Origin of the sequence: Ensifer sp. ENS08, from assembly GCF_014852195.1 — a bacterium.
GTDB lineage: Bacteria > Pseudomonadota > Alphaproteobacteria > Rhizobiales > Rhizobiaceae > Ensifer > Ensifer adhaerens.
Genome location: NZ_JACVBF010000002.1, coordinates 691,996 through 716,472, shown reverse-complemented (window position 1 = coordinate 716,472; position 24,477 = coordinate 691,996). Strand labels below are relative to the sequence as shown.

29 protein-coding genes are annotated in these 24,477 nt (G+C 62.9%); 15 read left to right on the top strand and 14 right to left on the bottom strand.

What is annotated here, in order from left to right:
- Positions 1-242 precede the first annotated feature (242 nt).
- The 4 genes from IB272_RS09160 (at position 243) to IB272_RS09145 (ending at position 3,258) form a co-directional block, all read left to right on the top strand.
- Entirely contained in the window at positions 243-1,025 is a 783-nt protein-coding gene (locus tag IB272_RS09160; protein ID WP_034795139.1) for an ABC transporter substrate-binding protein, read from the top strand.
- A gap of 169 nt (positions 1,026-1,194) precedes the next feature.
- Entirely contained in the window at positions 1,195-1,998 is an 804-nt protein-coding gene (locus tag IB272_RS09155) for an ABC transporter permease (RefSeq protein WP_034795142.1), read from the top strand.
- Positions 1,995-2,825, top strand: a complete 831-nt coding sequence (locus IB272_RS09150) for an ABC transporter permease (protein WP_192444332.1) — start codon at positions 1,995-1,997, stop codon at positions 2,823-2,825. The genes IB272_RS09155 and IB272_RS09150 overlap by 4 nt, the downstream gene beginning before the upstream one ends.
- Before the next feature lie 166 nt (positions 2,826-2,991).
- On the top strand, positions 2,992-3,258 hold the full coding sequence (locus tag IB272_RS09145; protein ID WP_034795148.1) for an usg protein: 267 nt from the start codon (positions 2,992-2,994) through the stop codon (positions 3,256-3,258).
- Positions 3,259-3,327: 69 nt separating this feature from the next.
- On the opposite strand, the gene IB272_RS09140 is transcribed toward IB272_RS09145, so the two are convergent.
- Positions 3,328-4,053, bottom strand: a complete 726-nt coding sequence (locus IB272_RS09140; RefSeq protein WP_034795151.1) for a DUF2270 domain-containing protein — start codon at positions 4,051-4,053, stop codon at positions 3,328-3,330.
- 204 nt (positions 4,054-4,257) lie between these two features.
- Between IB272_RS09140 and IB272_RS09135 the strand changes: the two genes are divergently transcribed.
- The 3 genes from IB272_RS09135 (at position 4,258) to IB272_RS09125 (ending at position 6,759) form a co-directional block, all read left to right on the top strand.
- Positions 4,258-5,085: a class I SAM-dependent methyltransferase gene (locus tag IB272_RS09135; RefSeq protein ID WP_034795154.1), complete on the top strand. Its 828-nt coding sequence runs from the start codon at positions 4,258-4,260 to the stop codon at positions 5,083-5,085.
- A gap of 112 nt (positions 5,086-5,197) precedes the next feature.
- The gene (locus IB272_RS09130; RefSeq protein ID WP_112984323.1) at positions 5,198-6,067 is read left to right on the top strand and encodes an NAD(P)-dependent oxidoreductase; all 870 of its coding nucleotides are present in this window, start codon (positions 5,198-5,200) and stop codon (positions 6,065-6,067) included.
- Positions 6,064-6,759, top strand: coding sequence for a DNA alkylation repair protein (locus tag IB272_RS09125; RefSeq protein ID WP_192444331.1), 696 nt, complete (start codon positions 6,064-6,066; stop codon positions 6,757-6,759). The genes IB272_RS09130 and IB272_RS09125 overlap by 4 nt, the downstream gene beginning before the upstream one ends.
- A 15-nt stretch (positions 6,760-6,774) precedes the next feature.
- On the opposite strand, the gene IB272_RS09120 is transcribed toward IB272_RS09125, so the two are convergent.
- From IB272_RS09120 to IB272_RS09110, 3 genes are all read right to left on the bottom strand, one after another.
- A complete protein-coding gene (locus IB272_RS09120) occupies positions 6,775-7,263 on the bottom strand; it encodes an Lrp/AsnC family transcriptional regulator (RefSeq protein WP_034795162.1) in 489 nt (162 codons plus the stop codon).
- Between the two features lie 65 nt (positions 7,264-7,328).
- Positions 7,329-7,967: a uracil-DNA glycosylase family protein gene (locus IB272_RS09115; protein WP_192444330.1), complete on the bottom strand. Its 639-nt coding sequence runs from the start codon at positions 7,965-7,967 to the stop codon at positions 7,329-7,331.
- A complete protein-coding gene (locus IB272_RS09110) occupies positions 7,960-8,547 on the bottom strand; it encodes a thermonuclease family protein (RefSeq protein ID WP_192444329.1) in 588 nt (195 codons plus the stop codon). Before IB272_RS09110 ends, IB272_RS09115 begins: the two co-directional genes overlap by 8 nt.
- Before the next feature lie 305 nt (positions 8,548-8,852).
- Between IB272_RS09110 and IB272_RS09105 the strand changes: the two genes are divergently transcribed.
- Both IB272_RS09105 and IB272_RS09100 read left to right on the top strand, forming a co-directional pair.
- Complete coding sequence (locus IB272_RS09105; RefSeq protein ID WP_192444328.1) at positions 8,853-10,388, top strand: HAMP domain-containing sensor histidine kinase; 1,536 nt, start codon at positions 8,853-8,855, stop codon at positions 10,386-10,388.
- A 3-nt stretch (positions 10,389-10,391) separates the two neighbouring features.
- Positions 10,392-10,934 (top strand): GNAT family N-acetyltransferase, encoded by a 543-nt coding sequence (locus IB272_RS09100; RefSeq protein WP_112976787.1) that lies wholly within the window; start codon positions 10,392-10,394, stop codon positions 10,932-10,934.
- A gap of 4 nt (positions 10,935-10,938) precedes the next feature.
- On the opposite strand, the gene IB272_RS09095 is transcribed toward IB272_RS09100, so the two are convergent.
- Both IB272_RS09095 and cobT read right to left on the bottom strand, forming a co-directional pair.
- Positions 10,939-11,352 carry a diacylglycerol kinase gene (locus IB272_RS09095; RefSeq protein WP_034795175.1) on the bottom strand — a complete coding sequence of 138 codons (414 nt, stop codon included), beginning with the start codon at positions 11,350-11,352 and terminating at the stop codon, positions 10,939-10,941.
- Between the two features lie 228 nt (positions 11,353-11,580).
- Entirely contained in the window at positions 11,581-12,597 is a 1,017-nt protein-coding gene (gene cobT / locus IB272_RS09090; RefSeq protein WP_034795180.1) for a nicotinate-nucleotide--dimethylbenzimidazole phosphoribosyltransferase, read from the bottom strand.
- Between the two features lie 247 nt (positions 12,598-12,844).
- Between cobT and IB272_RS09085 the strand changes: the two genes are divergently transcribed.
- The 4 genes from IB272_RS09085 to IB272_RS09070 are packed head-to-tail and all read left to right on the top strand — an operon-like array spanning position 12,845 to position 15,334.
- Positions 12,845-13,633 carry an adenosylcobinamide-GDP ribazoletransferase gene (locus tag IB272_RS09085; RefSeq protein ID WP_192444327.1) on the top strand — a complete coding sequence of 263 codons (789 nt, stop codon included), beginning with the start codon at positions 12,845-12,847 and terminating at the stop codon, positions 13,631-13,633.
- 35 nt (positions 13,634-13,668) lie between these two features.
- Positions 13,669-13,890: a DUF1289 domain-containing protein gene (locus IB272_RS09080; RefSeq protein ID WP_034795186.1), complete on the top strand. Its 222-nt coding sequence runs from the start codon at positions 13,669-13,671 to the stop codon at positions 13,888-13,890.
- Complete coding sequence (locus IB272_RS09075) at positions 13,887-14,588, top strand: TIGR02281 family clan AA aspartic protease (RefSeq protein ID WP_034795190.1); 702 nt, start codon at positions 13,887-13,889, stop codon at positions 14,586-14,588. Before IB272_RS09080 ends, IB272_RS09075 begins: the two co-directional genes overlap by 4 nt.
- A gap of 56 nt (positions 14,589-14,644) precedes the next feature.
- Complete coding sequence (locus IB272_RS09070) at positions 14,645-15,334, top strand: hypothetical protein (RefSeq protein WP_034795206.1); 690 nt, start codon at positions 14,645-14,647, stop codon at positions 15,332-15,334.
- A 13-nt stretch (positions 15,335-15,347) separates the two neighbouring features.
- Here the strand turns inward: IB272_RS09070 and IB272_RS09065 are convergent, their stop codons facing one another.
- From IB272_RS09065 to IB272_RS09030, 8 genes are all read right to left on the bottom strand, one after another.
- The gene (locus IB272_RS09065; protein ID WP_034795209.1) at positions 15,348-16,109 is read right to left on the bottom strand and encodes an ABC transporter permease; all 762 of its coding nucleotides are present in this window, start codon (positions 16,107-16,109) and stop codon (positions 15,348-15,350) included.
- The gene (locus IB272_RS09060) at positions 16,106-17,032 is read right to left on the bottom strand and encodes an ABC transporter ATP-binding protein (protein WP_034795212.1); all 927 of its coding nucleotides are present in this window, start codon (positions 17,030-17,032) and stop codon (positions 16,106-16,108) included. Before IB272_RS09060 ends, IB272_RS09065 begins: the two co-directional genes overlap by 4 nt.
- A 106-nt stretch (positions 17,033-17,138) precedes the next feature.
- A complete protein-coding gene (locus IB272_RS09055) occupies positions 17,139-17,624 on the bottom strand; it encodes a YeeE/YedE family protein (protein WP_060600895.1) in 486 nt (161 codons plus the stop codon).
- On the bottom strand, positions 17,621-18,028 hold the full coding sequence (locus IB272_RS09050; protein ID WP_089044156.1) for a YeeE/YedE thiosulfate transporter family protein: 408 nt from the start codon (positions 18,026-18,028) through the stop codon (positions 17,621-17,623). The genes IB272_RS09055 and IB272_RS09050 overlap by 4 nt, the downstream gene beginning before the upstream one ends.
- Positions 18,025-18,357, bottom strand: coding sequence for a metalloregulator ArsR/SmtB family transcription factor (locus tag IB272_RS09045; RefSeq protein WP_034795232.1), 333 nt, complete (start codon positions 18,355-18,357; stop codon positions 18,025-18,027). The genes IB272_RS09050 and IB272_RS09045 overlap by 4 nt, the downstream gene beginning before the upstream one ends.
- 614 nt (positions 18,358-18,971) lie before the next feature.
- Positions 18,972-20,207, bottom strand: a complete 1,236-nt coding sequence (locus tag IB272_RS09040; protein ID WP_192444326.1) for an extensin family protein — start codon at positions 20,205-20,207, stop codon at positions 18,972-18,974.
- Positions 20,208-20,527: 320 nt separating this feature from the next.
- Positions 20,528-21,079 carry a Kazal-type serine protease inhibitor domain-containing protein gene (locus IB272_RS09035; protein WP_034795236.1) on the bottom strand — a complete coding sequence of 184 codons (552 nt, stop codon included), beginning with the start codon at positions 21,077-21,079 and terminating at the stop codon, positions 20,528-20,530.
- Between the two features lie 238 nt (positions 21,080-21,317).
- A complete protein-coding gene (locus IB272_RS09030; protein WP_060520659.1) occupies positions 21,318-23,132 on the bottom strand; it encodes a methyl-accepting chemotaxis protein in 1,815 nt (604 codons plus the stop codon).
- A 273-nt stretch (positions 23,133-23,405) separates the two neighbouring features.
- Between IB272_RS09030 and IB272_RS09025 the strand changes: the two genes are divergently transcribed.
- Both IB272_RS09025 and IB272_RS09020 read left to right on the top strand, forming a co-directional pair.
- The gene (locus IB272_RS09025; RefSeq protein ID WP_043626011.1) at positions 23,406-23,795 is read left to right on the top strand and encodes an acyl-CoA thioesterase; all 390 of its coding nucleotides are present in this window, start codon (positions 23,406-23,408) and stop codon (positions 23,793-23,795) included.
- Positions 23,796-23,806: 11 nt separating this feature from the next.
- The gene (locus IB272_RS09020; RefSeq protein WP_060600902.1) at positions 23,807-24,397 is read left to right on the top strand and encodes a hypothetical protein; all 591 of its coding nucleotides are present in this window, start codon (positions 23,807-23,809) and stop codon (positions 24,395-24,397) included.
- Positions 24,398-24,477 lie beyond the last annotated feature (80 nt).

Below are 24,477 nucleotides of genomic sequence, written 5' to 3'. Positions count from 1 at the left end.
TCCTTGACAAGGGCTAGCGGAGGCAAGATTAACCGCCGCTGAACGCCCCGTTCATGTTTCTCCCGCGCGGAAAACCACAATCATCGGTCGAAACTTGATTCCCGTTGAGCGCCTTCGCTTTCCTGTTGATTTTTAGTGGAAAAGAGTACGAATATCGCCACAACCGGCGGCAGACGCCCCGGCTGAAATTGGCATCCGCGAAAAACAACAATGCCGGATGTCGACCAACAGAGAGGACTATCATGCGTATTTCCAAGCGGCTGGCAGCCGCCGCATCGGCTGCCGTTTTCGTGCTCATGGCAGGCTCGGCCATGGCCGACGGCGAAAAGGTCGTGATCGGCACGGAAGGCGCCTACCCGCCCTTCAACAACCTGGAAGCGGACGGCACGCTGACGGGCTTCGACATCGACATCGCCAAGGCGCTGTGCGTGGAAATGAAGGCCGAGTGCACTTTCGTGACGCAGGACTGGGACGGCATCATTCCGGCGCTCATCGCCAAGAAGTTCGACGCCATCATCGCGTCCATGTCGATCACCGCCGAGCGCAAGGAAAAGGTCGACTTCACCAACAAGTACTACAACACCCCGCCGGCAATCGTCGTGCCGAAGGATTCGCCGATCACCGAGGCAACCGCAGCCGCCCTTCAGGGCAAGGCGCTCGGCGCGCAAGGCTCGACCACCCATTCCAACTATGCCGAAGCGCATATGAAGGGTGCCGAAATCAAGCTCTATCCGACGGCTGATGAGTACAAGCTCGACATCGCCAACGGCCGTATCGACGCAGTCATCGACGACGTCGTCGTGCTCTCGGAATGGCTGAAGACCGCTGACGGCGCCTGCTGCAAGCTGCTCGGCACCCTGCCGATCGACCCCGTTATCAACGGCGACGGCGCCGGTATCGCGGTCCGCAAGGGCGACGATGCGCTGCGCGAGAAGTTCAACAAGGCGATCGAAGCGATCCGCGCCAACGGCAAGTACAAGGAAATCAACGAAAAGTACTTCCCATTCGACGTTTATGGCAGCTGATTGACGGTTTCCGGTGCGATTTCCTAGTGAATCATGCCGGAAAAACGTCGGTTGATGCGAAAATTGCAACGGCGGATGGCTTGCCCTTCCGCCGTTTTTGTTTGACAAGTGCCTAAAACAAAGCGCGATCGATACGCATAAAAACAGCGCAAAAGGGGAAATCTCTGACATGAGCGGGTTGTTTGCCGGCTTCTATTCCATCCTCTCCTGGATCGGATCGATCGTCGATCCATTCTGCGGCCCGGTCGGGGTCTTTACCTGGCTCGCACCTGGCACGCTTCTCGCCTGCGGTGACACCGGATGGGGCGACGATATCGCCCACGGCTTCGTCATTACCGCGAGCCTTGCCATCGCAACGCTGCCCGTCGGCCTGTTGATCGGCTTCTTCATCGCGCTGGGCAAGCAGTCCGAAGAGCGCACGGTTCGGCTCGCGTCGAACATTTACACGACGATCTTCCGCGGCCTGCCCGAACTGCTGACGCTCTTCATCGTCTATTACGGCTTGCAGATCCTCGTTCAACAACTGCTGGCATCGCTCGGCTACGACGGTCCGGTCGAGATCAATGCCTTCTTCGCCGGCATGATCGCACTCGGCGTCGTCTTCTCCGCCTATTGCTCGGAGGTGCTGCTGTCGGCTTTCAAGGCCATCCCGCATGGACAATACGAAGCCGGTGACGCCCTTGGCTTGCATCGCGGCCGCACCATGCGCCTCATCATCCTGCCGCAGCTCGTGCGCATCGCCCTGCCCGGTCTCGGCAATCTCTGGATGGCGCTGCTCAAGGACACCGCCCTCGTCTCGGTCGTCGGCCTGACCGACATCCTGCGCCAGACCGGCATTGCCGCCCGCGTGACCAAGCAGGCCTTCGAATTCTACGGTGTTGCCTGCGTGCTCTTCCTGATCCTCGCGATGATTTCCTCGATCGTCTTCTCCTACATTGAACGGCGAACCAAACGTGCGGAGATGGGCCGATGAGTGTCGTTGCAACGATGATCCCGCCGCAGGCGCCGCCGCCGGTTCCGCCGAAGCCCTACACGCTCACCCGCTTCGTCGGCAGCGTTGCGCTCGGCATCTGGCTGGCACTCGGCGTCGGTATCTTCCTGACCGTGGTCGGCGGCTGGGATCCGGACAAGTTTGCCAAATACGGCCCGCGCTTCATCAACGGCCTCGGCGTCACGTTGATGCTGGTCGGCCTTTCGATCGTCATGGGCGCCATCCTGTCGCTGCCGATCGCCTTTGCCCGCATGTCGAAGAACAAGGTCCTGTCGTGGTTCGCCTACGGATACGTCTACTTCTTCCGCGGCACGCCGCTGCTGGCACAGCTCTTCCTCATCTACTACGGCCTCGGCAGCTTTCGCCCGCAGCTGGAAGCGGTCGGCCTGTGGTGGTTCTTCCGCGACGCGTGGAACTGCGCGATCTTCGCTTTCACGCTCAACACTGCGGCCTACCAGGCGGAAATCCTGCGCGGCGCGATCGAGAGCGTGCCGCGCGGCCAGCGCGAAGGCGCTGACGCGCTTGGCCTTCCCCAGCGCGTCGCCTTCTGGAAGATCATCCTGCCGCAGGCAATGATCGTGGCGCTGCGCCCCTACGGCAACGAGATCATCCTGATGATCAAGGGCTCGGCGATCATCGCGATCGTCACCGTCTTCGATCTCATGGGCGAAACCCGCTATGCCTTCTCGCGTACCTTCGACTTCCAGATGTATATCTGGGCAGCCATTCTCTACCTCATCATGGTCGAGATCCTGCGCAACATCTGGAGCCTGCTGGAAGCGCGGCTGACCCGCCATCTGAAGCGATAGGCTTTCTACGTCGGTTTCGAACAAAGCTTGGCAGCACTCCCTAAGAGAGGCTGCCAAGCTTTTGTTATTTCACGAGAAAGTTTCACTTCGGGACAAATATTAGCCCTTGATTAACAAATCAGGCGTTTCATCATAGGGACCAACCTTTGCGAGAAGTGAGGTCCACATGACGAACGAGATGGAACTTCAGCTCAAGGGCTACGGACTGACGACGGCGCAGATCCTCTACCACCTGCCCGACCATCCGGCCTTCCTGCAAACCTATATCTGGCAGCACTACGACATTGCGCCGGACTTCCCCGAAATGCGCAGCTTCCTGAAATTCTGGGAAGAGAAACTGGACGGGCCGCTGCATTCGGTGCGCTACGTGCACCGCAAGCTGATCTCGGCCACCGAATGGCGCGCACTGAAGGGCGAGCTCATTCTGCACTGAGAGCCGCCGACGGCGACCGCTCTCTGTCACCAGGGACCCTGGATCGGCGAGGCGTGACGCCCGGCGCCCTCAGACATGCACCTCCCCATGCGCGAGTTCGCCTTCGCGCGGCTCCTTGTGCAGCGAGCCGTAGAGCACCAGCCCGTAAAACACGATGACACCAACAATCACCGGCCAGCCGGGCAAGGGACCGAGGGCCGCATTCTGGGCGACGTCCATCCAGGAGCGCACGTGGCCGAAGGGCTCGCCATTGGTGGAGATCTTCGGCGAGGAAATCTTCAGCGCCCACGCGAGCAGCAGGATCAGATACATCCAGCAATAATTGCGCTGCAGCCGGCGGCAAAGCGCCTCGCGGTAGCTCATCAGGAAAGCGGGCTTGCGCAGGCTCTTGGCGATCGACGCCGCCCAATTGAGGTTCGGCGTGCCATCGGGCGCCAGGATCTGGGCGAAGTAGCCGCGCTCCAATTGCCGTACCCGGGCGCGATAGACGTCGAAGAAGCGATAGCGCCGGGCTTCGATCAGGAGCAAGAGCGTAATCAGCAGCATGGCGAAGAGCAGCACGCCATGATGCGACGACGGTGTCGACAGCGAGACCGAGAGCAGCGCCGCAACGACGGTGATTGCCCAGTTGGAGGTCCGGTCGATGCGGTCGCGCCAGCCGGCCATGCGCCCCATTTCGCCGCGATAATAGTGTACCACCGCGTTGATCTGCTCCTGCGACGTCTGCGGCAAGGGCGGGCCTTTCGGCTCCTTCGTTTCGGCGCTCAAGATCAGCGGCCCAAGCTCGGCGGACATCGGCATTCCTCCCGTCTTTTCTTATGCTTGCGATGATGACTCCTTTCCTGTCGCCGATAAATCCCGATGGCGCCGCATGGCGACGTTTTTCGTCCGGAAGGCCAAGGAAATCCTGCCACTGACCGCCAAAACGCCAGATCCACGCCCGCAAACCTTTCGCCGACGGCGATTGCCAAAAACCGGCTGCGGACGTAAGAAGCGCCCATGACCCAGAAAAGCACGAAAATCGACGAGGAAGCGCTGGCCGAGGCCTATAACCGCGCCCTCTCCCTGGAAAAGTCCGGCAAGTTCGATGCCGCGGCGCAAGCCTATGCCGAAGTGCTGGCGCTCGATCCGGAAGACCACGGCGGCGCTGCCGTGCGACTGGCTTCGATGGGACGCGGCGAAACGCCGGTGAAGGCGCCCGATGCCTATGTCGCCACGCTCTTCGACCAGCATGCCGAAGTCTTCGACAACGTGCTCGTCGACCAGCTCGGCTACTGCGTGCCGCTCCTCGTCCGCCAACGCCTGCAGGCGCTTGAACTCGGGCCCTTCGACCGCGTGCTGGATCTCGGCTGTGGCACGGGCCTGACCGGCGGCGCGCTCCGCGACATGGCCGAAGACATCACCGGCGTCGACCTCTCCGAGAACATGGTCGAGATCGCCCACGAAAAAGACCTCTACGAGACGCTTTACGTTGCAGAGGCGGTCGACTTTCTCGACGACAACGACGACGAGCCCTTCGACCTGATCGTCGCCACCGACGTGCTTCCCTATATGGGCGCGCTCGAAGCGCTGTTTTTCGGCGCGGTCGACAACCTCGTCCCGGGCGGCCTGCTAATCTTCTCCAGCGAAACCCTGCCCGCAGAGACCTTCGCCGGCCGCAATTTCATGGTCGGCCCGCACCAGCGCTTTGCCCATGCCGAGAGCTACCTGCGCGACCGTCTCGCCGCCACCGGCTTCGAGATCGTCGAGGTCGGCGACATCACGGTGCGCCTGGAAGAAGGTGAGCCGATCGCCGGACATCTGGTGGTCGCGCGCTTCAAGCCCTGATCGGGCCATGACAGCATCATGAGAAGGGAGCATCGCACGATGCTCCCTTCTCTCTTTTCCGCACCCGCGCCATCGGCTACACCAAGGCGAAAGCAATGGGAGTATTCGGAAAATGGCAAAGGTTGCATTCATCGGTCTCGGCGTCATGGGCTACCCCATGGCCGGTCACCTCAAGGTCCGCGGCGGTCACGAGCTGACGGTCTATAACCGCACCTTCGCCAAGGCCGAAAAGTGGGCGGCCGAGTTCGGTGGTCGCGCGGCGCGCACCCCGGCAGAGGCGGCCGATGGCGCCGATTTCGTCTTCTGCTGCGTCGGCAACGACGACGACCTGCGCTCTGTAACGACGGCCAAGGACGGCGCCTTCGAAAAGCTGAAGGCCAACGCCGTCTTCATCGACAACACCACAGCCTCCGCTGAGGTCGCCCGCGAACTCTACGAAGCGGCCAAGGCCCGCAATGCCCACTTCGTCGATGCCCCGGTCTCCGGCGGCCAGGCAGGCGCCGAAAACGGCGTTCTGACGGTGATGTGCGGCGGCGACGAAGCCGCCTTCGATCGCGCCAAGCCGATCATCGAAGCCTTTGCCCGCATGGTCGGCCTGATGGGTCCGGCCGGTGCCGGCCAGATCACCAAGATGATCAACCAGATCTGCATTGCCGGCCTCGTCCAGGGGCTCGCCGAAGGCATCCACTTCGGCAAGAAGGCGGGTCTCGACATCGAGAAGGTCGTCGACGTCATCTCCAAGGGGGCAGCCGGATCCTGGCAGATGGAAAACCGTCACAAGACGATGAATGCCGGCAAGTACGACTTCGGCTTCGCCGTCGACTGGATGCGCAAGGACCTCGACATCGTGCTCGCCGAAGCCCGCCGCAACGGCGCCAAGCTGCCGGTGACCGCGCTGGTCGACCAGTTCTACGGCGATGTGCAGGAAATGGGCGGCAACCGTTGGGATACGTCCTCGCTGCTCGCCCGCCTCGAAAAGTGAGCCTTAGCCCGTCCTCGACCGCGGGCGAGATCATCGCTCACCTGCGGTCTCTCGGCTCTGAAGACAATCTCGCCGGCATGGCGCGTTTCGGTATCGTCACCGACACTGCCATCGGGCTTTCCAACGTCGAGCTGCACAAGATCACCCGGCTGGTGAAGACCGATCACCGCCGGGCGCTGGCGCTCTGGCAATCCGGCATTCGCGAGGCGCGGATCCTGGCCGCCTTCACCGCCGATCCGAAAGTACTGACGCTCGACGAGGCGCGCCTTTGGGCGGAAGATTGCAATTCCTGGGAAGTGGTCGATACCGTCGCCGACCTTTTTATTGCCGCGCGCTTCGAGCGCGAACTGATTCCGGAATTTTCAGCCGACGAACGGGAATTCGTCCGCCGCATCGCCTTTGCGATGATGGCGATGGCAGCGGTTCACCTGAAGAAAGAACCGGACGCAGCGCTTCTCGCCTGGCTGCCGTTGATCGAGCAGCATTCCGGCGACGAGCGTAACTTCGTGAAGAAAGCGGTCAACTGGGCGCTCCGGCAGATCGGCAAGCGCAACGCCGCCTGCCACGGCCCGGCCCTTGCGCTTGCGAAGCGACTGGCGGAAAGCTCGAACCGCGCCGCCCGCTGGACGGGCAAGGACGCGGTTCGCGAACTGTCGAACGACAAGATCCTGGCAAGGCTTGGCCTCCCCTGAGTCTGCTAGCTGAGGTCAGTCCTCGCTGGACTTCGCCTGGTCGATCATCATGTAGTCGAGCGGCAGCTCGGTCGTATACTTGATCTGCTCCATGGCGAAGACGGAGGAAACGTCGCGGATCTCGATCTTGGCGATCATGCGCTTGTAGAAGGCGTCATAAGCGGCGATGTCAGGCACGACGACACGCAGCAGATAGTCCACGTCGCCACTCATGCGGTAGAACTCGACGACTTCCGGAAATTCGGACACGACCTCGGAGAAGCGGCGCAACCACTCCATCGAATGGGAGTTCGTACGGATCGACACGAAGACCGTGACCTTGGTGTTGATCTTCACCGGATCGAGCAGCGCGACGCGGCGGCGGATGACGCCGTCCTCTTCCATCTTCTGGATACGCCGCCAGCACGGCGTGGTCGAAAGCCCGACCTTCTTGGCGAGGTCGGCAACGGCCAGCGTGGAATCCTCCTGCAGCAGGCGCAGGATTTTGCGGTCTAGGCGATCCATAAAAGTCCCTCTCGAATTATTTTTCCCTCTATAGCGCGAAATTGATGAAGATAAAGAAAATTGTTTCAGTTCGTGAGAACGAAAACACGTTCACGCAAGAAGGGCAGCACGTCCGTTTCGAACCAGGGATTTCGCTTCAGCCAGCCGGTGTTGCGCCAGCTCGGATGCGGCAACGGCAGGATCGCCGGCACGGCGTTGCGCATCGCGTAGCGCCGCCAGTTCCTCACCGTCTCGGTCATCGATTTCGGACAGTCCGGGCCGATATGCCAGCGTTGCGCATAGTGGCCGATTGCCAGCACCAGCTCCACCTGCGGCATCTGCTCCATCACCCGGTGGCGCCAGAGCGGCGCGCATTCGCGCCGCGGAGGCAAGTCGCTGCCATGGGCGTCATAGCCCGGAAAGCAAAAACCCATCGGCACGATCGCGAATTTCTCCGGATCGTAGAAGCTCTCGCGATCGACAGCCAGCCATTGCCGCAGCCGATCGCCGGACGCATCGTTGAACGGCAGACCGCTGTCATGCACGCGCAGTCCGGGCGCCTGCCCGGCGATCAGGATGCGCGCCGCAGTGGAGATCACCGCCACAGGCCGCGGCTCGTGCGGCAGCCGGTCGGCCTCGCCGCGCAGCGGGCTGTCGCGACAGATGCGACAGGCCGAAATTTCCGCCCGCAACCGATCGAGTTGAGCAATGCGGTCGTCAGGCATCGGCGATACCGGAAAAAAGTGCGGTCAGGCGTTCGAGCAGCCAGCTGCGGATCGCCGCAAGCCAGCCATCGATGAGGTGCGGCCCCTCGTCGGGATGACCGTTCGTCCGGCGCCACTCCTGCGGTTTCACGAATTCGCCGGCCCAGAGCCCGTGCTGCTCCCGTTCTGCCCTTGCCTCCTCAGCCTCATAGCGCCCGTAGCTCACCGCATAGCCCGAAAGCACCATCTCGCGCCCGACATCGCGGTTGGCCGCATCGCAAACACCGAGCTCGCGGCCGTATTTGTCGCGGCCGTGAAACCGACAGCGCACATCACCCGCCGAGACGAGCGCCCGCAATCTGTCGCGCGCCTCGCGGCCGCAGTCCCAGGCGACGCCGTCGCGCTTGCAGGTCTGGTCGAGCTCCGGCGCGTCGATGCCCTCGATGCGGACGCGTTTACCGTCGATCCGCAGGCTGTCGCCGTCGCTCGCGATCGCCGCGCCCCGTGCCGAACCGGTCGCAGATCGCTCTCCGACGGGCAGCCTGTCGGCGACAAACGCGCCGATCGCCAAGAGGATGAGAATGATCCATCCGCCGGCCATGCCGCCACGTCCGCCGGACGGCGCATGACCGCGGGACCTGCCGCGGCCCTTGGGAAACCGATATGTCGTCCGTCCGAATTTCACGCCTGCCCTAACCTCGATTGCCGCGGGACTGCCTCGCAGACCAGCGCGTCATAAACATGGTCGATTCCAAAAGATTAGAGAAGGAACCTCACATGCAGCGCGATCCATCACGACCTGAACACGGCTGCGCCACAATGGTTGTCGAATCCTTCACGCACCGCAGCAACTTCTTAAGGATTGCTCACTAGACTGCAACGCAATCGCAACCGTCGCATATGAGCATGAGTATCGCTGCCAGCACATCGACCGATAAGATTATCGTCGACAAATCGCGTAGCCATCGAAACAAGGCCGTTTCGAGGACGGTCCGCGCGACGCGCGAGCGGCTGCAGACAGGCTCGTCGGTGCCCTCGGGCTTCGAGCGCGAGATGCTCAATCTCTACATCGACAGTGCTCTGCATGGCGCGATCGCCATTCCGGTGCTTGTTACGCTGATTGCGGCGGTCGGCATCTATCTCTCCGGCAATTTCGGTTTCGTCCTCTGGGCGGTCATGACGCTCTCGGCCCATGCCGTCACGCTCTTCTTTGCGCGCAAGGCACGCCGGGAAGACATCAGCGCCGAGAAGGTTCCGGTCTGGCGCCGCCGCTTCCTGCTCGGCCAGGTGCTGATGGGCCTCTGCTGGGCGACCTTCGTCGCACAGGATTGCGCGAGCTGCGGCAACGTGCGCTTCGGCTTCTTCGAGGGCACGGTGCTGCTGGTCGCGCTTGCTGCGACCGCTATGGGCACGTTCCTGCTGCGCAATGCGCTCCTTTACACTTTCGCCCCGGTCGTGGCAGCCCTCGCCTTTGCATCGCTCACGACCGGCGACGTGATCTATATGGGGCTCACCGGCGTCATCTCGCTGTCGCTGCTCTTTCTGGTGCTGATGACGGACCGCATGAACCGCGCAAGCGTGCACATCCTCTCCGTTCAATCGGAAAAGGACGACCTGATCGCGGAACTTGAAGTTGCAAAGTCGATGTCCGACGAAGCCCGCCGGCGTGCCGAAGAAGCAAACCTCGCCAAGTCGCGCTTCCTCGCATCCATGTCGCACGAGCTGCGCACGCCGCTGAACGCCATTCTCGGCTTCTCCGAGGTGATGTCGACAGAGGTTCTGGGCCCGCTCAGCAACCCGACCTACAAGGAATACACCAACGACATCCACCGCTCTGGCGAGCACCTGCTGAACCTCATCAACGAGATCCTCGACCTGTCGCGCATCGAGGCCGGCCGCTACGACCTCAACGAGGATTCGGTCAGCCTGGTCGATATCGCCGAGGATTGCATCGGCATGGTGCAACTGAAGGCGCGCGCCAAGAACATCACCATCCACCAGCAGTTCGAACACGGCATGCCCTCGGTCTGGATCGACGAAAAGTCGATGCGCCAGGTCATTCTCAATCTGCTGTCGAATGCCGTGAAGTTCACCAATACCGGCGGCGAAGTCACCTTCAAGGTCGGTTGGACCGCGGGCGGCGGCCAGTATCTCTCGATCAAGGACAACGGCCCCGGCATTCCCGAGGAAGAAATCCCGATCGTGCTCTCGGCCTTCGGCCAGGGCTCGATTGCCATCAAGAGCGCCGAACAGGGCACGGGTCTCGGCCTGCCGATCGTCCAGGCCATCCTCGCCAAGCACAATGGCGAATTCATCCTGCGCTCGAAGCTGCGCGAAGGTACAGAGGCGATCGCCATCCTGCCGGCGCGCCGCGTGCTCGAAAGCCTGCCGGCGATCGAGGATGTCGCAGCCCCGGTTCGCCGCCGCAAGAGCTTCGCCTGATCCATGCACATCGAAACGCAGCGCCTGAGGCTTCGGCCCTGGGAAGAACGCGATATCGCGCCTTTCGCGCTTGCCAATGCCGATCCTGAAGTCCGGCGCTACTATTATCCGGCCATTCTGACGCGCGACGAAACGGCAACGATGATTGCCGACTGCGCCCGCCATCTCGCCGACCGCGGCTTCGGCTTCCTCGCCGTTGAACGCAAATCCGATGGCGCGCTGATCGGCGGTCTCGGCCTTTCTGAGGCTGGAGACGAAATCCCCGGCGGACCGCAGGTCGAAATCGGCTGGATCCTTGCCCGCCCCTACTGGCGGCAAGGATACGCGCTGGAAGCGGCGAGCGCCTGCCTGGACCATGCATGGCGCACACTCGGCCTTGCCGAGGTTATCGGCTATACCTCGCGCATCAACCAGCCTTCGCGGGCGCTGATGGAAAGATTGGGCATGCGCTCGGATCCGGCCGATGATTTCGACGACGTCACGGTACCCGGGGGCAACCCGCTGCGTCCGCATGTGCTTTATCGGGTGAAGGCGCCGGCCCGTTAGCCGGTCAGTTCATGAAGCCGTCGAAGATCACGACATAGGCGGCATAGACACCGTTGGCGACAATCAGGCAGAGGCAGGCGAAGGAGCCGAGATCCTTGGCGTTCTTACCCATTTCCGAGATTTCGGGAGAAACGCGATCGACAATTTCCTCGATTGCCGTGTTGATCGCCTCGAAGGCCATCATCAGCAGGAACAGGATCGCCATCGCCACATATTGGAAGAAGGTTGCGCCGACGATGATGAAAGCGATCATCGCGGCGGCAAAGGCGATCAGCTCGTGGCGAAAGGCAGCCTCGCCGATCAGCCGCTTGGCGCCGCCGAGCGAATAGCTCGCAGCGGCAAAGAGATGCCGAATGCCGGTCTGCTTCTCGACAGGACCCGTCTGTCCAATGCGGTGCGTGGTGTTCTTGGCGTCCATTTCGTCTCGACAGGGCTTGAAACTGTGCTTGCTTCGACATCGTGATTGAGGCGAATGCAAGGCGGTCTCGGTTGCAGGCACCCAAGACTATAGCTAGGGCGCGCATTTGCGCTTTGGATAGGCGAGAAGGACGCATCCATCAAGGCCCGGCACGCGACAGCTTCGCGCCCGTGACAGGCCTTGGACAGAACCCGGCCGGCCTTCCTGCAAAGCCCGGCCGGAACTTCACTATTCCTTGTTGCTGACGCCGGCCTGGGCAAAGGTCGCCATGCCGCTGTGGCAAGCGGCCGCCGCCTTGACGATACCGGCGGCAAGGGCCGCGCCCGTGCCTTCGCCAAGCCGCATGCCGAGTGCCAGCAGCGGCGTCTTGCCGAGCTTCTCGATCGCGCGCAGATGCCCCGGTTCGCCCGAAACATGGCCGATCAGGCAATGGTCGAGGGCCGACGGGTTGGCCGCCTTCAGGATCGAAGCCGCAGCGGTCGCCACGTAGCCGTCAATGATGACAGGTACCTTCTGGACGCGGGCGGCCAGGATGGCGCCAGCCATGGCCGCGATCTCACGACCGCCGAGGCGACGCATCAGTTCGAGCGGATCGGACAGGTGATCGCGATGCAACGCCACGGCCTTTTCGACCGCGGCGATCTTGCGCTTCAGCACCTCGCCTTCGGAGCCGGTACCCGGACCGACCCATTCTTCGGCCGTGCCACCATAAAGGCCGAGATTGATCGCGGCCGCGATCGTGGTGTTGCCGATGCCCATTTCGCCGATGCACAGAAGATCCGTGCCGCCAGCAATCGCCTCCATGCCAAAGGCCATGGTCGCGGCGCAATCGCGCTCGGACAGCGCGGCTTCCTCGGTGATATCACCGGTCGGGTATTCGAGTGCGAGGTCGAAGACCTTCAGCCCGAGGTCGTGGCTGACGCAGATCTGGTTGATCGCAGCGCCACCGGCGGCAAAATTCTCGACCATCTGTGCGGTGACGGATGACGGGAACGGGGTCACGCCCTGGCGGGTGACGCCGTGGTTGCCGGCAAAGATCGCCACCAGCGGCCGGTTGACCACCGGCGCCTTGCCCGTCCAGGCGGCGAGCCAGAAGGCGATTTCCTCGAGGCGGCCGAGCGCGCCCGGCGGCTTCGTCAGCTGGGCGTCCCGCTCCCGCGCGGCAACAAGGGCTGCCGCATCCGGGCCCGGCAGGTTGCGCAACAATTCGCGAAAATCATCAAACGGCAGGCCGCTAGCACTCATGGGAGGAATCCTTGCATCATCGTGAAGCTCTATCTACGCCCCTCATAGAGGGCGCCGAAAATTCGGGCAACGACATTTGCGCCAATCGGCGTCGCCGTCTCGATCCGCGAACGGTCGCAGACGGCCTATGAAAGGTCTGGGAAAAGTGTGCGCGGCCCTCGCGGGTGCGCCCGACCGGCTTGCGAGACTCGCCGCAGTCGGCGAGTTTGGCAGCGGCCGGGTCAATGGCCGCAACCTTGGAGGAGCCATGGGCTTCGTTGGCGATTTCTGTGACGATGTGGCGCGGTCGATCGGCTTTCTCAGCCGCATCCCGATGCCTGCGCGCCATTTCGAAGGTTATGACGGGCGCTTGAGCCGTGCCGTGCGCGCCTTCCCGTTCGCCGGCCTGGCGATCGCACTGCCATCGGCGGCCGTCGCCATGGCCCTCATGGCGCTGCAGGTGAGCTCGCTCTTTGTCGCCTTTGTCGTCGTCGCCATCCAGGCGCTTGTCACCGGCGCGTTGCACGAAGACGGGCTTTGCGACACGGCCGATGGCTTTGGCGGCGGTCGCGACCGCGAAACGGCGCTTGCGATCATGAAGGACAGCCGCATCGGCACCTATGCGGCCGTCGCCCTCATCCTCTCCTTCGGCCTGCGCGTCTCGGCGCTCGCCTCGATCCTGCCGCTCTTTTCGCCGCTGGGCGCCGCCATGGCGATCCTTGGCGCAGCGTGCCTCAGCCGCGCCGCCATGGTCTGGCACTGGTCGTCGCTTCCGCCGGCGCGCAGCGGCGGCGTCGCGGCCTCGGCTGGCGAGCCGGAACCGGCGGCCACGCGCTTCGCGATTGCCTTCGGACTTCTTGTCGCAATGCTGCTCTTCTATCTCGCGCAGGTCCCGGCGCTCGGCGTCATCGCGGCGCTCGTCGCATTCCTTGCCACGGTCAAGGGCTTCGCTCGGCTGGCGATGCGCAAGATCGGCGGACAAACGGGCGACACGATCGGGGCGACGCAGCAACTGACCGAAATCGCCGTGCTCGGTGCCCTTGCGCTGACGGTTTGAAACATCGATATATCAAGGGAAAACTGAGCACGCCCATGGAATCTCCCTGCATTCTCGTCTGTTCGATCGATGACAAGACCGGCTACTGTTTCGGCTGCGGCCGTACCCGCGACGAAGTCGGACGCTGGACGCTCTATACCGATGCCGAACGCCGCGCGATCATGAGCGCGTTGCCTGCGCGGCTTGAGACCGTCGAACGCAAGCCGCGGCGCGAAACCCGACGCACGCGCATGGCGAGGGAACGCGGCGAAGCATGACCCGTCTTGCCATCCTGCTCTCGATCCTGGCCATTGGCCTCATCCTGCTGATCATCAACCACGACACCGGCCGCACCATGGGGCTTGCCAATGACCAGTTCGGGCAACTGGTCTCGCTCGGCGCCATCGCCACGCTGATCGGCGCCGGCATCCTGCAGAGCCGCCACCGCTTCGGCGAAGGCCTGCGTCAGATCGCCATCTGGCTCTTCGTCGTTCTGGCGCTGGTCTCGGCCTATGTCTACCGTTTCGAGTTGGAGGGCTTCGGCAACCGCCTGCTCGCCGGCCTCATCCCCGGCCGCGCCACCATCATCACCGACAGCGAGGGACAGCAGGAAGTGGTGCTGCAGAAGATGCTGAACGGTCATTTCGAGACCACTGCGACGGTCGACGGCAAGGACATCAGCATGCTGGTCGATACCGGCGCCAGCAACATCGCGCTCACCTATGAAGATGCGGAAAAGATCGGCCTCGACCCGGCCAACCTCAACTTTATCGTCACGGTCATGACAGCCAATGGCCGGGCCCAGGCAGCCCCCGTGATGCTTCAGGAGATCTCGATCGGCCCGATCACCCGCCGCAACATCGGCGCAACGGTCGCAGCCAAGGGCAAGCTCGATCAGAGCCTGCTCGGCATGAGCTTCCTGTCGACGCTGGAGATGCTGCAGATGCGTACCGACGAGCTGCGTCTGCGCGACTGACCGGCATCGGCCCCGGCGCGCGGTCGTGCCACGCATAGAAGCAAGGGGAGCACGGCATGGATTTCATGCGACTGCTGAAGTCGATCGAGGAACTGCTCTATGAGCTCGTCTGCTGGCTGCTGTTTTATCCGCTCACCCTGTGGCGCACGCTGCGCCACCCGCAGGCGATGATGCGCTATGCCGACGTCGAGCTCGGCGACGACCTGCCGGAGCAGTACTCGGATGCGCTGAGCCCGCCGCTTTTTCTGCTGATCACGCTGCTCTTGGCGCATGGGCTGGAGCTCGGCCTCGTCAGCCGCGCAGTTCCCTGGGCGCCGACGTCGCTGCTTGCCTCCGACTCCAACCTGCTGATGTTTCGGGCTGTCGCCTTCAGTATTCTGCCTCTGCTGATGGCCGTGAAGCTCTTGCGCAACAAGGGTGCCAAGCTGACACGCGAGACGCTGCGTCCGCCCTTCTTCAGCCAGTGCTACGTCACGGCACCCTTCGCTTTTGCCATCAGCCTCGGTGGCCAATTGCTCTTGGCCGGGCACAACGCCTTCACCACCGTCGGCGCCGCCTTCGTGGTCGCTTCGATCGTCTGGTACATCGTTGCCGAAACGCGCTGGTTCATGGCCGACCTCGGGCTCTCCGCCGTGCGGTCGCTCCTCCACGTCGTGGTCACGATTCTTCAGGCGCTGCTCGCGATGGCCGTCGCCAGCACGATCATCGCCTATGCCAGCGGAGCCGTGCCGGCGCTAGTACCCTGACGACCGATGGAAGTCAGTTACGCAGGCGGTAGCCGGTGCGGAAGATCCAGGCGAGCACCGACATGCAGACAGTCAGGAAGGCAATGATGATCACCGCGCTGAAGATCGGGTTGACGTCCGACACCTCGAAGAAGCTCCAGCGGAAACCGCTGATGAGGTACAGCACCGGGTTGAAATGGCTGACGGCCTGCCAGAAGGGCGGCAGCATCTTCACCGAATAGAAGCTGCCGCCGAGGAAGACGAGCGGCGGGATCACCAGCATGGGGATCAGGTTCAGTTGCTCGAAATCCTTGGCCCAGATGCCGATGATGAAGCCGAACAGGCTGAAGGAAATCGCCGTCAGCACGAAGAAGAAGACCATGACGAAGGGATGAGCGATCGTCAGATCGACGAAGAGCGATGCCGTCAGGAGAATGATCGTGCCGATCATCATCCCCTTGGTCGCCGCGGCGCCGACATAGCCGAGCACGATCTCCACCATCGAGACCGGCGAGGAAAGCACCTCGTAGATCGTGCCGGTGAATTTCGGGAAATAGATGCCGAAGGACCCGTTGCCGATGCACTGAGTCAGAAGCGTCAGCATCATCAGGCCGGGCGTGATGAAGGCGCCATAGGAAACGCCGTCGATCTCCTGGATGCGGCCGCCGATCGCCGCGCCGAAGACGATGAAATAGAGCGACGTGGAGATAACGGGCGACACCACGCTCTGCAGAAGTGTGCGGCGTGTGCGGGCCATCTCGAAGAAATAAATCGATTTGATCGCTTCGATGTTCATCGCCCTGCCCCCACGATTTCGACGAAAATGTCTTCCAGCGAGCTCTGTCGCGTGGAAATGTCCTTGAGCCTGATGCCGGCTTCGGCCAAGGCGGCGAGCAAGGTGGTGATCCCGGTCCGCTCGGCGCTGGTGTCATAATCGTAGATCAGACAATGGCCGTCGCCTTCGAGCGTCAGGTTGTAACCCGAGAGCACGTCAGGCACGCCATCCAGCGGATGGGCGAGATCGACGCGCAACTGCTTGCGCCCGAGCTTCGACATCAGCGCCGCCTTGTCCTCGACCAGCAGGATCTCGCCGCCGTTGATGACGCCGATGCGGTCGGCGATTTCTTCCGCCTCTTCGATGTAGTGTGTCGTCAGGATGATCGTCACGCCCGAGGCGCGCAGCCGCTCGACCACGTCCCACATGCTCTTGCGCAGGTTGACGTCGACGCCGGCCGTCGGCTCGTCGAGGAAGAGGACCCGCGGCTCATGCGACAGCGCCTTGGCGATCAGCACGCGCCGCTTCATGCCGCCCGAAAGCTCGCGCAGCATGTTGTCCTTCTTGTCCCAGAGCGACAGGTCCTTCAGCACCTTTTCGATATGGGCGGGGTTCGGCTTCTTGCCGTGCAGCCCGCGGGAGAAGGTGACCGTGTTCCAGACGGTTTCGAAAGCGTCGGTGGTCAGCTCCTGCGGCACGAGCCCGATCATCGCGCGGGTCTCGCGGAAATCGCGCACCACGTCGTGCCCCCCGACCATCACCGTTCCGCCGCTCGGATTGACGATACCGCAGATGATCGAGATCAGCGTCGTCTTGCCGGCGCCGTTCGGCCCGAGCAACGCCAGGATCTCGCCTTCCTCGATATCGAGGCTGACGCCCTTCAGCGCCTTGAAGCCGGAGGCATAAGTCTTCGACAGATTGGAAACGGAAACGATTGGCGCCATGAAAACTGATCCGGAAGGAGGGGCAGAGTCTTGAGGTCCCGCCCTATATGGGACAATTCATTCCGATTTGCAGCCGGCTGGAATGAAAAAACAAGATGACTGTGCGTCAACGCGGCTGAGACAGTCCCGTATCGGCGCCCGCTCCGGCCGATGTCTGCCTCGGGAGCTTGCGGTCAACCAGCCGGTCATGGATCAGCATCCCGGCCAGCATTGCCACCACGAAGAGGGTGGTTGCCGGCAAGCCAAGCGACAGCGAGGCGAGCGCCGGGCCCGGGCAAAGCCCGACCAGCCCCCAGCCGACGCCGAAGATCGCCGAGCCGACGATCAGTCGCCGGTCGATGACCTGATTGTTGGGCAGATGAAAGCTCCCGTCGAACAGCGGATGTTTCAACCGGCGCGTCACCAGAACTCCGAGCGCCGAAACGAAGACAGCGCCGCCGAGCACGAAGGCAAGGCTTGGGTTCCAGTTGCCGGTTATGTCAAGAAAAGCCCGCACGCGGGCCGGATCGAGCATTCCCGACAGCGAAAGACCGAACCCGAATACGACGCCGGAGACGAGCGTCGCGGCAAGGCGGAGCAAGGCGCTGTTCATCCGAAGAAACCCGCAACGAAGACCGTGACGATCGCCGCTCCCATGAAGGTGGCGACCGCGGCGATCGATCGGCGCGACAGCCTTGCAAGCCCGACAACGCCATGACCGCTGGTGCAGCCCGAGCCCATGCGCGAGCCGAAGCCCACCAGCAGGCCCCCAACCACGAGAAGCGGCCAGGAGGCCGTCACAGTCACCGACGGCCAGGCATCGAAAATGAGGCGGTACAACACCGGTCCGGCAATCAGCCCCAGTACGAACAATGCGCCCGACGAAGCCTGTACGCCCTGCAGCAGGCGCCCTGCGATGCCACTGATGCCGGCCACCCGGCCAGTGGCCACCATCAGGATCGCCGCCGACAGGCCAATCAACAGCCCGCCTACCAGCGCATTCCCGTATTCATTCATGCTTTTGAACCATCTCGACAGAAGATCTGATAGAGCGAGCCGACGAGGCGCGCCACCTTGTCGTGGCTGAGCCGATAGAAAACCTGCTTGGCCTGCCGACGGGTCGCGACAATGCCGGCATCCCGCAACACCGTCAATTGCTGTGAAAGCGTGGGCTGGCGAATGCCCAGCATTTCCTCGAGCGCCGCGACAGAATGCTCGCCTTCGAGCAGCGCGCTCACGATCAGCAACCTGTTGCGGTTGGCAAGTGTCCTGAGGATTTTAGAAACTTCGGCGGCATGCACAGCCATATCGCTGCGCATCCCCGGAAATTGCATGACCGTTCCCATTTCGTCCTCCTGTGGCGTCAAGGAGTGAGTAGGGCCCCCAATGCTTGTAGCGGCCAACCAGACACTATCCAAGATTGTTATACGAAATAATATAATATCGTATTACTTATTACAAAACCAGACGAAACGGAGAGATCGGCACGGCCTCGCCAACCCGAGGTTTTCTCATCTGCAGAAAAACATATAGAAAATTCAGTCTGTTACAATTGGATCCGAAAATGCCGAGAATCGCCATATTTGGGGCAACCGATCGGAACGCGACCCGGACGAGTAAAACCTAAAGTATAATACTACTTATTTAGAGAATCAGGTCGATTCGCAGATCTTCGCCGACAGCCGGCCAGGAACGCACTCGAACGAAAAGCCGGCGCAAGATTTGCTCGGCCGACCACAGCAATCACGCCCAGCTGTCACGAAACCGTGACGCTCTTCGATCAGTTTGCATCGCGCGGGCCGCAACATCGCCCTTTGATTTGCGCTCGTGATTTGCAGGCCGGAGCCTCCCCCTTTTGCTCCGGTCGTTGGGCCGGCCTCCCCGCCGGCCTCTTTTTTTGCCGGCTTCCGAGCTTCGATAGCCGGCAGCTGGAAACCACTGGTGCCAACCGGCTGAACACCTAATCGCAGTGCCGATAGCCGGTCTTGCGCGTCCTCAGGTCGAAGTGGAAATGGTCCTTGTGGAACGGGTCGCTGCCCGGGCCGAGTACGGTGTTGAAGTACTTGCAGCTGTCGGAACGCACGGCCTTCAGCAACGCCTTCTCGCGGAAGGCGAAGAAGCCCTTCTTGCGCACGTCGATTTCCTTGCCGTTCTTCAGCACGAACTTGCCGACATCGATGGCGTTGCCGCGCGCATGTTCCGACATCGGATTGCCGCGACGCGAATTCATCGTACGGCAGGAGTAGCCGCCAAGCGGTTTGATCGTCTTGATGCCGGACCAGTAGCGGTAGCGTGACGACGGGGCGAGTTCGTACTTCACCCACTTCGCGAAAGCCTCGGTCACCTCGCAATTGAGCTTGACCGCCGGCTTCACACCGATGCCGCCGGACAGCCCGCTGAGTTCGATCGGATAGTCGATGCCGCAGGACGGACCGTTGCTGATGCGCGGAATGTCGCGGAAGGTGACGCCGAGCTTTTTCAGGCGCTGGCGGCAAGCAATCTCGGAACCGGGCATCGCGCCGGTATATTCGGGCGTCGACATCGGATTGTTGGCGCGCGGCAGGAAGGCGACCTGCTGCGGCTCCTGCGTGCGCTGAAGGCGCTGCTGTTCCATGGCGCGGGCGCGCTGCGCCTGTTCGGCGGCCATCTTGTCCGGCGACAGCGGCGGCAGATCCGGGTCATAGCCAAGGTTCGCTTCGGCCGGCGCGGCGCTGTTTGCACCGCCGAGTTGGCGCACATTCTCGTCACCAATGCCGCCGACCACCGGCTGGCTGGCATTGCCCTCGGCAATGTCGTTGCTCTGCTCTTCCGCAAGCCCCACCACCGGCTGCTCCACGCCGAGCATCGCATCCATGTTGACGCCCTCTTGGGGAATAGCGCTCGAGCCGGCGCTTGCCGGCTGCGCGCCCGTCGCCACCGCCTCGTCGCTATCGAGCATCGGAAGCGCGCGGCGCGTCTGCTGAGGCGCCGCGTGCTGCGGATTGGTCTGGAAGGTCGAGGGCTGCGTGGCGGCCGGATAGGCGGCCACCTCCTCTGCCGGCACGGCATCGACAGGAACCGGCCCGATCGACCCGACCCGCGCCCCGCCATCGATGCGGCCGGGCGGCGAAAGCGCGTCATCGGTCGAGCAGGTGACGAGCGAAAACGAAAGAACGAGCGCCGTCAGCGGGCGATGGAGACGAGTAACATAGGCCATACCGAACTGCGCCTTCCTCCAGGCGGCCCGAAAAAGACCACCGTCATCGCCCCGCTGCCCCTGCCGCCGCCACCGCGTTCAATTGGCACGCAATGGTTGCTACAGCACCTGCAATTGCTGCCTTTTGCCTGTGTCGCAAACCGGGCACAGCGGACAAAAAGCCTGATTTGCCTGGCATTTTATTCAAATACGGTAAACGAAGGCTTGCGCGCCAACCGCTGGAAATGGGGTGTCCGCGCTGCGAATGGTCCATCCATACCGACAAAAAAGAGTCCTCGTCGGACGCGGGCTCGCATGCTGAAGGCGTGATCGCTTAGGCCTTAGCGGCACTCGCCGCGATGGACGATCTGGAAACCGGCACCGCCCGCCTCGCAGGCGTTGGAGAAGGTTTCGATGCGGCTGCCACGCTGGCCGCAGACCGGGGCATATTCGCGGGTGCAGAACTGGCCCTCGGATGGACGGTCGTCCTCCCTGCGGCATTCGCCGCGGCCGATCACCTGGAAGCCCTCGGAACGCGCCTGGCAGGCGTTCGAGAAGGTCTGCGTGCGGCGGCCGCGCTGGCCACACACCGGATTGTATTCCATCGTGCAGGCCTGCGGCTCGCGATCCGGCGGGCGATAGTCCGGACGGCACTCGCCGCGGTGGATGACGTTGAAGCCGTCGGCGCGCGCCTGGCAGGAGTTCGGGAAGCTGCGCATACGATTGCCGCGCTCGCCACAAACCGGCGCATATTCCATCGTGCAGGCCTGCGGGCGCGTGGGCCTCGGCCCCGGCCGCGGCTCGTCGACGACGACGGTACAGGCGGAAAGAAACCCGAGCGCCAGCATCATGAGCGCGATCGGCCGGGTCAGAAGTAGTTTGAGAAGTGCCATGGTGTCCCCTCTGGTGCAGCGGCCGGCAACCGGAGCGACGCCCCGTCGAACACCTCCCGCTTCTCGCGTATCTATCCCCGGCGGTGCTGAGGTCAAGACGGAGAATGTCTCCGTGCACGACAACCGGTGTGACGACGGCGGCACCTAAACGCGTATCCTTGCGACAGCATTGCGGCCGACCCCGAATGGAAAACCCGCGCGGCGTAGCGCGCGGGTCGCAATCGACAAACCTGTGGCGTCAGGCGGCGCGGCCGTAACCCGCGTGCGAGCCTGAAGGCTGCAGCCGGAACTTCGTCAGCAGCGACTTCAGCTCGCGGCTTTCGGCCGCCAGCGTCTGGCTCGCCGCCGTGGTTTCCTCCACCATCGCCGCGTTCTGCTGGGTCATCTGGTCCATGCTGTTGACGGCGACATTGACCTCCTGCAGCCCGGTCGCCTGCTCCCGCGCGGCCGTGGCGATCGACGCCACCTGCTCGTTGACCCGGTTGACCTGCGCCTCGATCTCCGAGAGCGCCTCGCCTGTGGAGCGAACCAGATCGACGCCGGCGCCGACCTCGCGCACCGAGGCGCCGATCAGTTCCTTGATCTCCTTGGCGGCTCCGGCCGAACGCTGCGCCAACTCGCGCACTTCCTGTGCGACGACGGCAAAGCCGCGGCCCGCCTCGCCGGCGCGCGCTGCCTCGACCCCGGCGTTGAGCGCCAGCAGATTCGTCTGGAAGGCGATCTCGTCGATGACGCCGATGATCTGGCCGATGCGACCGGACGAGCTTTCGATGCGCCCCATGGCGTCGATGGCATTGCGCACGATGCCGCCGGACTTTGCGGCGCTGGTCCTGGTCCGGTCGACCATCTCACGCGCTTCGTTTGCCCGTTCGGAGGCATGGCGAACCGTCGAGGTGATTTCGTCCAATGCCGCGGCCGTCTCTTCAAGGGCGGCTGCCTGCTGCTCCGTCCGGCGGGAAAGATTGTTTGCCGCTTCGGAAATATCGCCGGCGCTGGCGGTGACGATCTCGGTCGAATGCGAGATCGAGCCGATGACATCACGAAGGGCTGCGACGGCCGTGTTGAAGTCGTCCCGCAGCTTGCCGTATTCCGGCGCGATATGGCTGATCTCGGCGGTGAGGTCGCCACTCGCCAGGAGTTCGAGCGCCGCACCAACGGTTTCCATCGTCTCGGCCTGCGCCTCAGCCGTCGCCCGCTGGCGCTGCTCGTTGCCGCGCCGCTCGGAACTCAGTCGCTCCTGCTGTTCTGCCTCACGCGAGCGCAACTCCAGCCGTTCGCGCACCGAGTCACGCAGGACAACGAGGACCTTGGCCATCTGGCCGATCTCGTCGCCACGGTCGGTTTCCGGCACCTCCGAGGACAGATCTTCGTCGGCGATCGCCCGCATCGACGCCTTCAGCTTTTCGACCGGCTTGACGACGCTGCGCACGATCGCCAGTGCCGCCATCAGGATGGCAAGAGCGGCGGCGGCAAGAATGCCGGCAACCTGCCAGGCGCGGTCGCGGAACATCGCCGCCAGGTCGTCGGCATAGACGCCGGTCCCGACCACCCAGCCCCAGGGCTTGAAGCCGGCAACGTGCGAATACTTCAGCACCGGCGCGTCTGCACCCGGCTTCGGCCAGTAATAGTCGACGAAACCCTGGCCGCTCTTTTCGACGGTCTTTACGAACTCGACGAAGAGCTGCTTGCCGTTGGGATCCTTGTTTTCGGTGAGGTCCTTGCCGTCGAGCTCCGGCTTGATCGGATGCATGATCATGGTCGGATGCATGTCGTTGACCCAGAAATAGCCGCTGCCCTGGTAGCGCATCGCCTTGATCGCTTCGAGCGCGCGCTTCTGCGCCTCCTCGCGCGGCAGCGTGCCGGCCACTTCCAGCTTGTGATAGGCGTCGAACACGGCGATCGCGTTCTCGTCCATCGCCGCAAGCATCGCCTTTCGTTCGCCGACGAGCTTTTCCTGCGCCTGGAACAGACCGAAGGTCAGCGCCGCCGCCATGGTCAAAAGCGCGAATGCCACCAGCGCGTAGAGACGCGCCGAAATCCTGAATTTCTTCATTGCCAATCCCCTGCCCCTCGGCGCTCCCCGCGCCGCCCCAAATCCTGGCGCCGCGGCATAGCCGGCAGGCACTCCCAGAACCTGCAGGTTAGGATGAGGTCTTTGCAAAGCTCCTAACGAGGAACCCCTAAATTTGGCATTCCTCATTCACCCCCTGCGAAAGTATAACGAGCCGGCACCTCAAGGACGTTGCCGGCATTTGTGCGGCAGCGGGGTCTTCCCTCCACAAGTGCGCTCGGGTTACATCTTGTCTCCAACAGGGAGACAGGCTGCATGACCGAACAGACGAGACCGACCGGCGAACTCACCTTGCGCACGCTCGCCATGCCGGGCGATGCCAATGCGGCGGGCGACATCTTCGGCGGCTGGGTGATGGCGCAGATGGACCTGTCCTGCGGCATCCGCGCGGCAGAACGCGCCCGCGGCCGCGTCGTGACGGCGGCGGTCAAGGAAATGGCCTTCGCGCTGCCCGTCAAGATCGGCGACACGCTCTGCATCTATACGGACGTGGTCAAGGTTGGCCGCACCTCGATGACGCTCAAGGTCGAAGCCTGGGCGCAGCGTTATCTCTCGCATCTGATGGAAAAGGTGACGGACGCGATCTTCGTGATGGTCGCGCTCGACGAGAACGGCAAACCGAAGCCGGTGCCGGCGGAAGAATAGGAGCGCGGCGCATGGAGCCTGCCCATACCGACCCGGAGATCTTCTCGCATATCCGCGTCGTCATGGGCATGATCGTCAGCCTGAGTCTCGCTCGGCTCTTGAGCGGCATTGCACTCTTCGTCCAGCATCCCGGCAAGACGCGCGTCTACTGGATCCACCTTGGCTGGGTCCTGTTCATGTTCGTCTTCCTCGTGCACTTCTGGTGGTGGGAGTTCCACCTGCACTCGCTGGCGGTGATCGATGTCAGCGTCTACCTCTTCGTCGTCCTCTATTGCTGCGTCTTCTTCTTTCTCTGCGTCATGCTGTTTCCAACGACGCTCGACGACTACAGCGACTACGAACACTATTTCATGTCGCGCCGGGCCTGGTTCTTTGGTGCCCTGGCGCTTGCCTTTGCGGTCGATCTCGTCGACACCGCGTTGAAGGGAAAGGCCTATTTCGCGTCCTACGGCTTTGAGTACCCGGCGCGCAACGCCGCCTACATCCTGCTCTGCATTGCCGCCGCCTGGACCCCGAGCCGCCGCTTTCACGCGGTCTTCGTCGTCGCAGCCGTCGCCTACCAGCTCGTCTGGATGTACCGGGCTTTCGATCTTCTCGATTGAGACGCGGCAGGGCCGTCGTTGAGGATTTCCGTCCAGTGGTCTTGATCCAGCGGCACGGCAGTGCTTTATCCGTTAGTCAT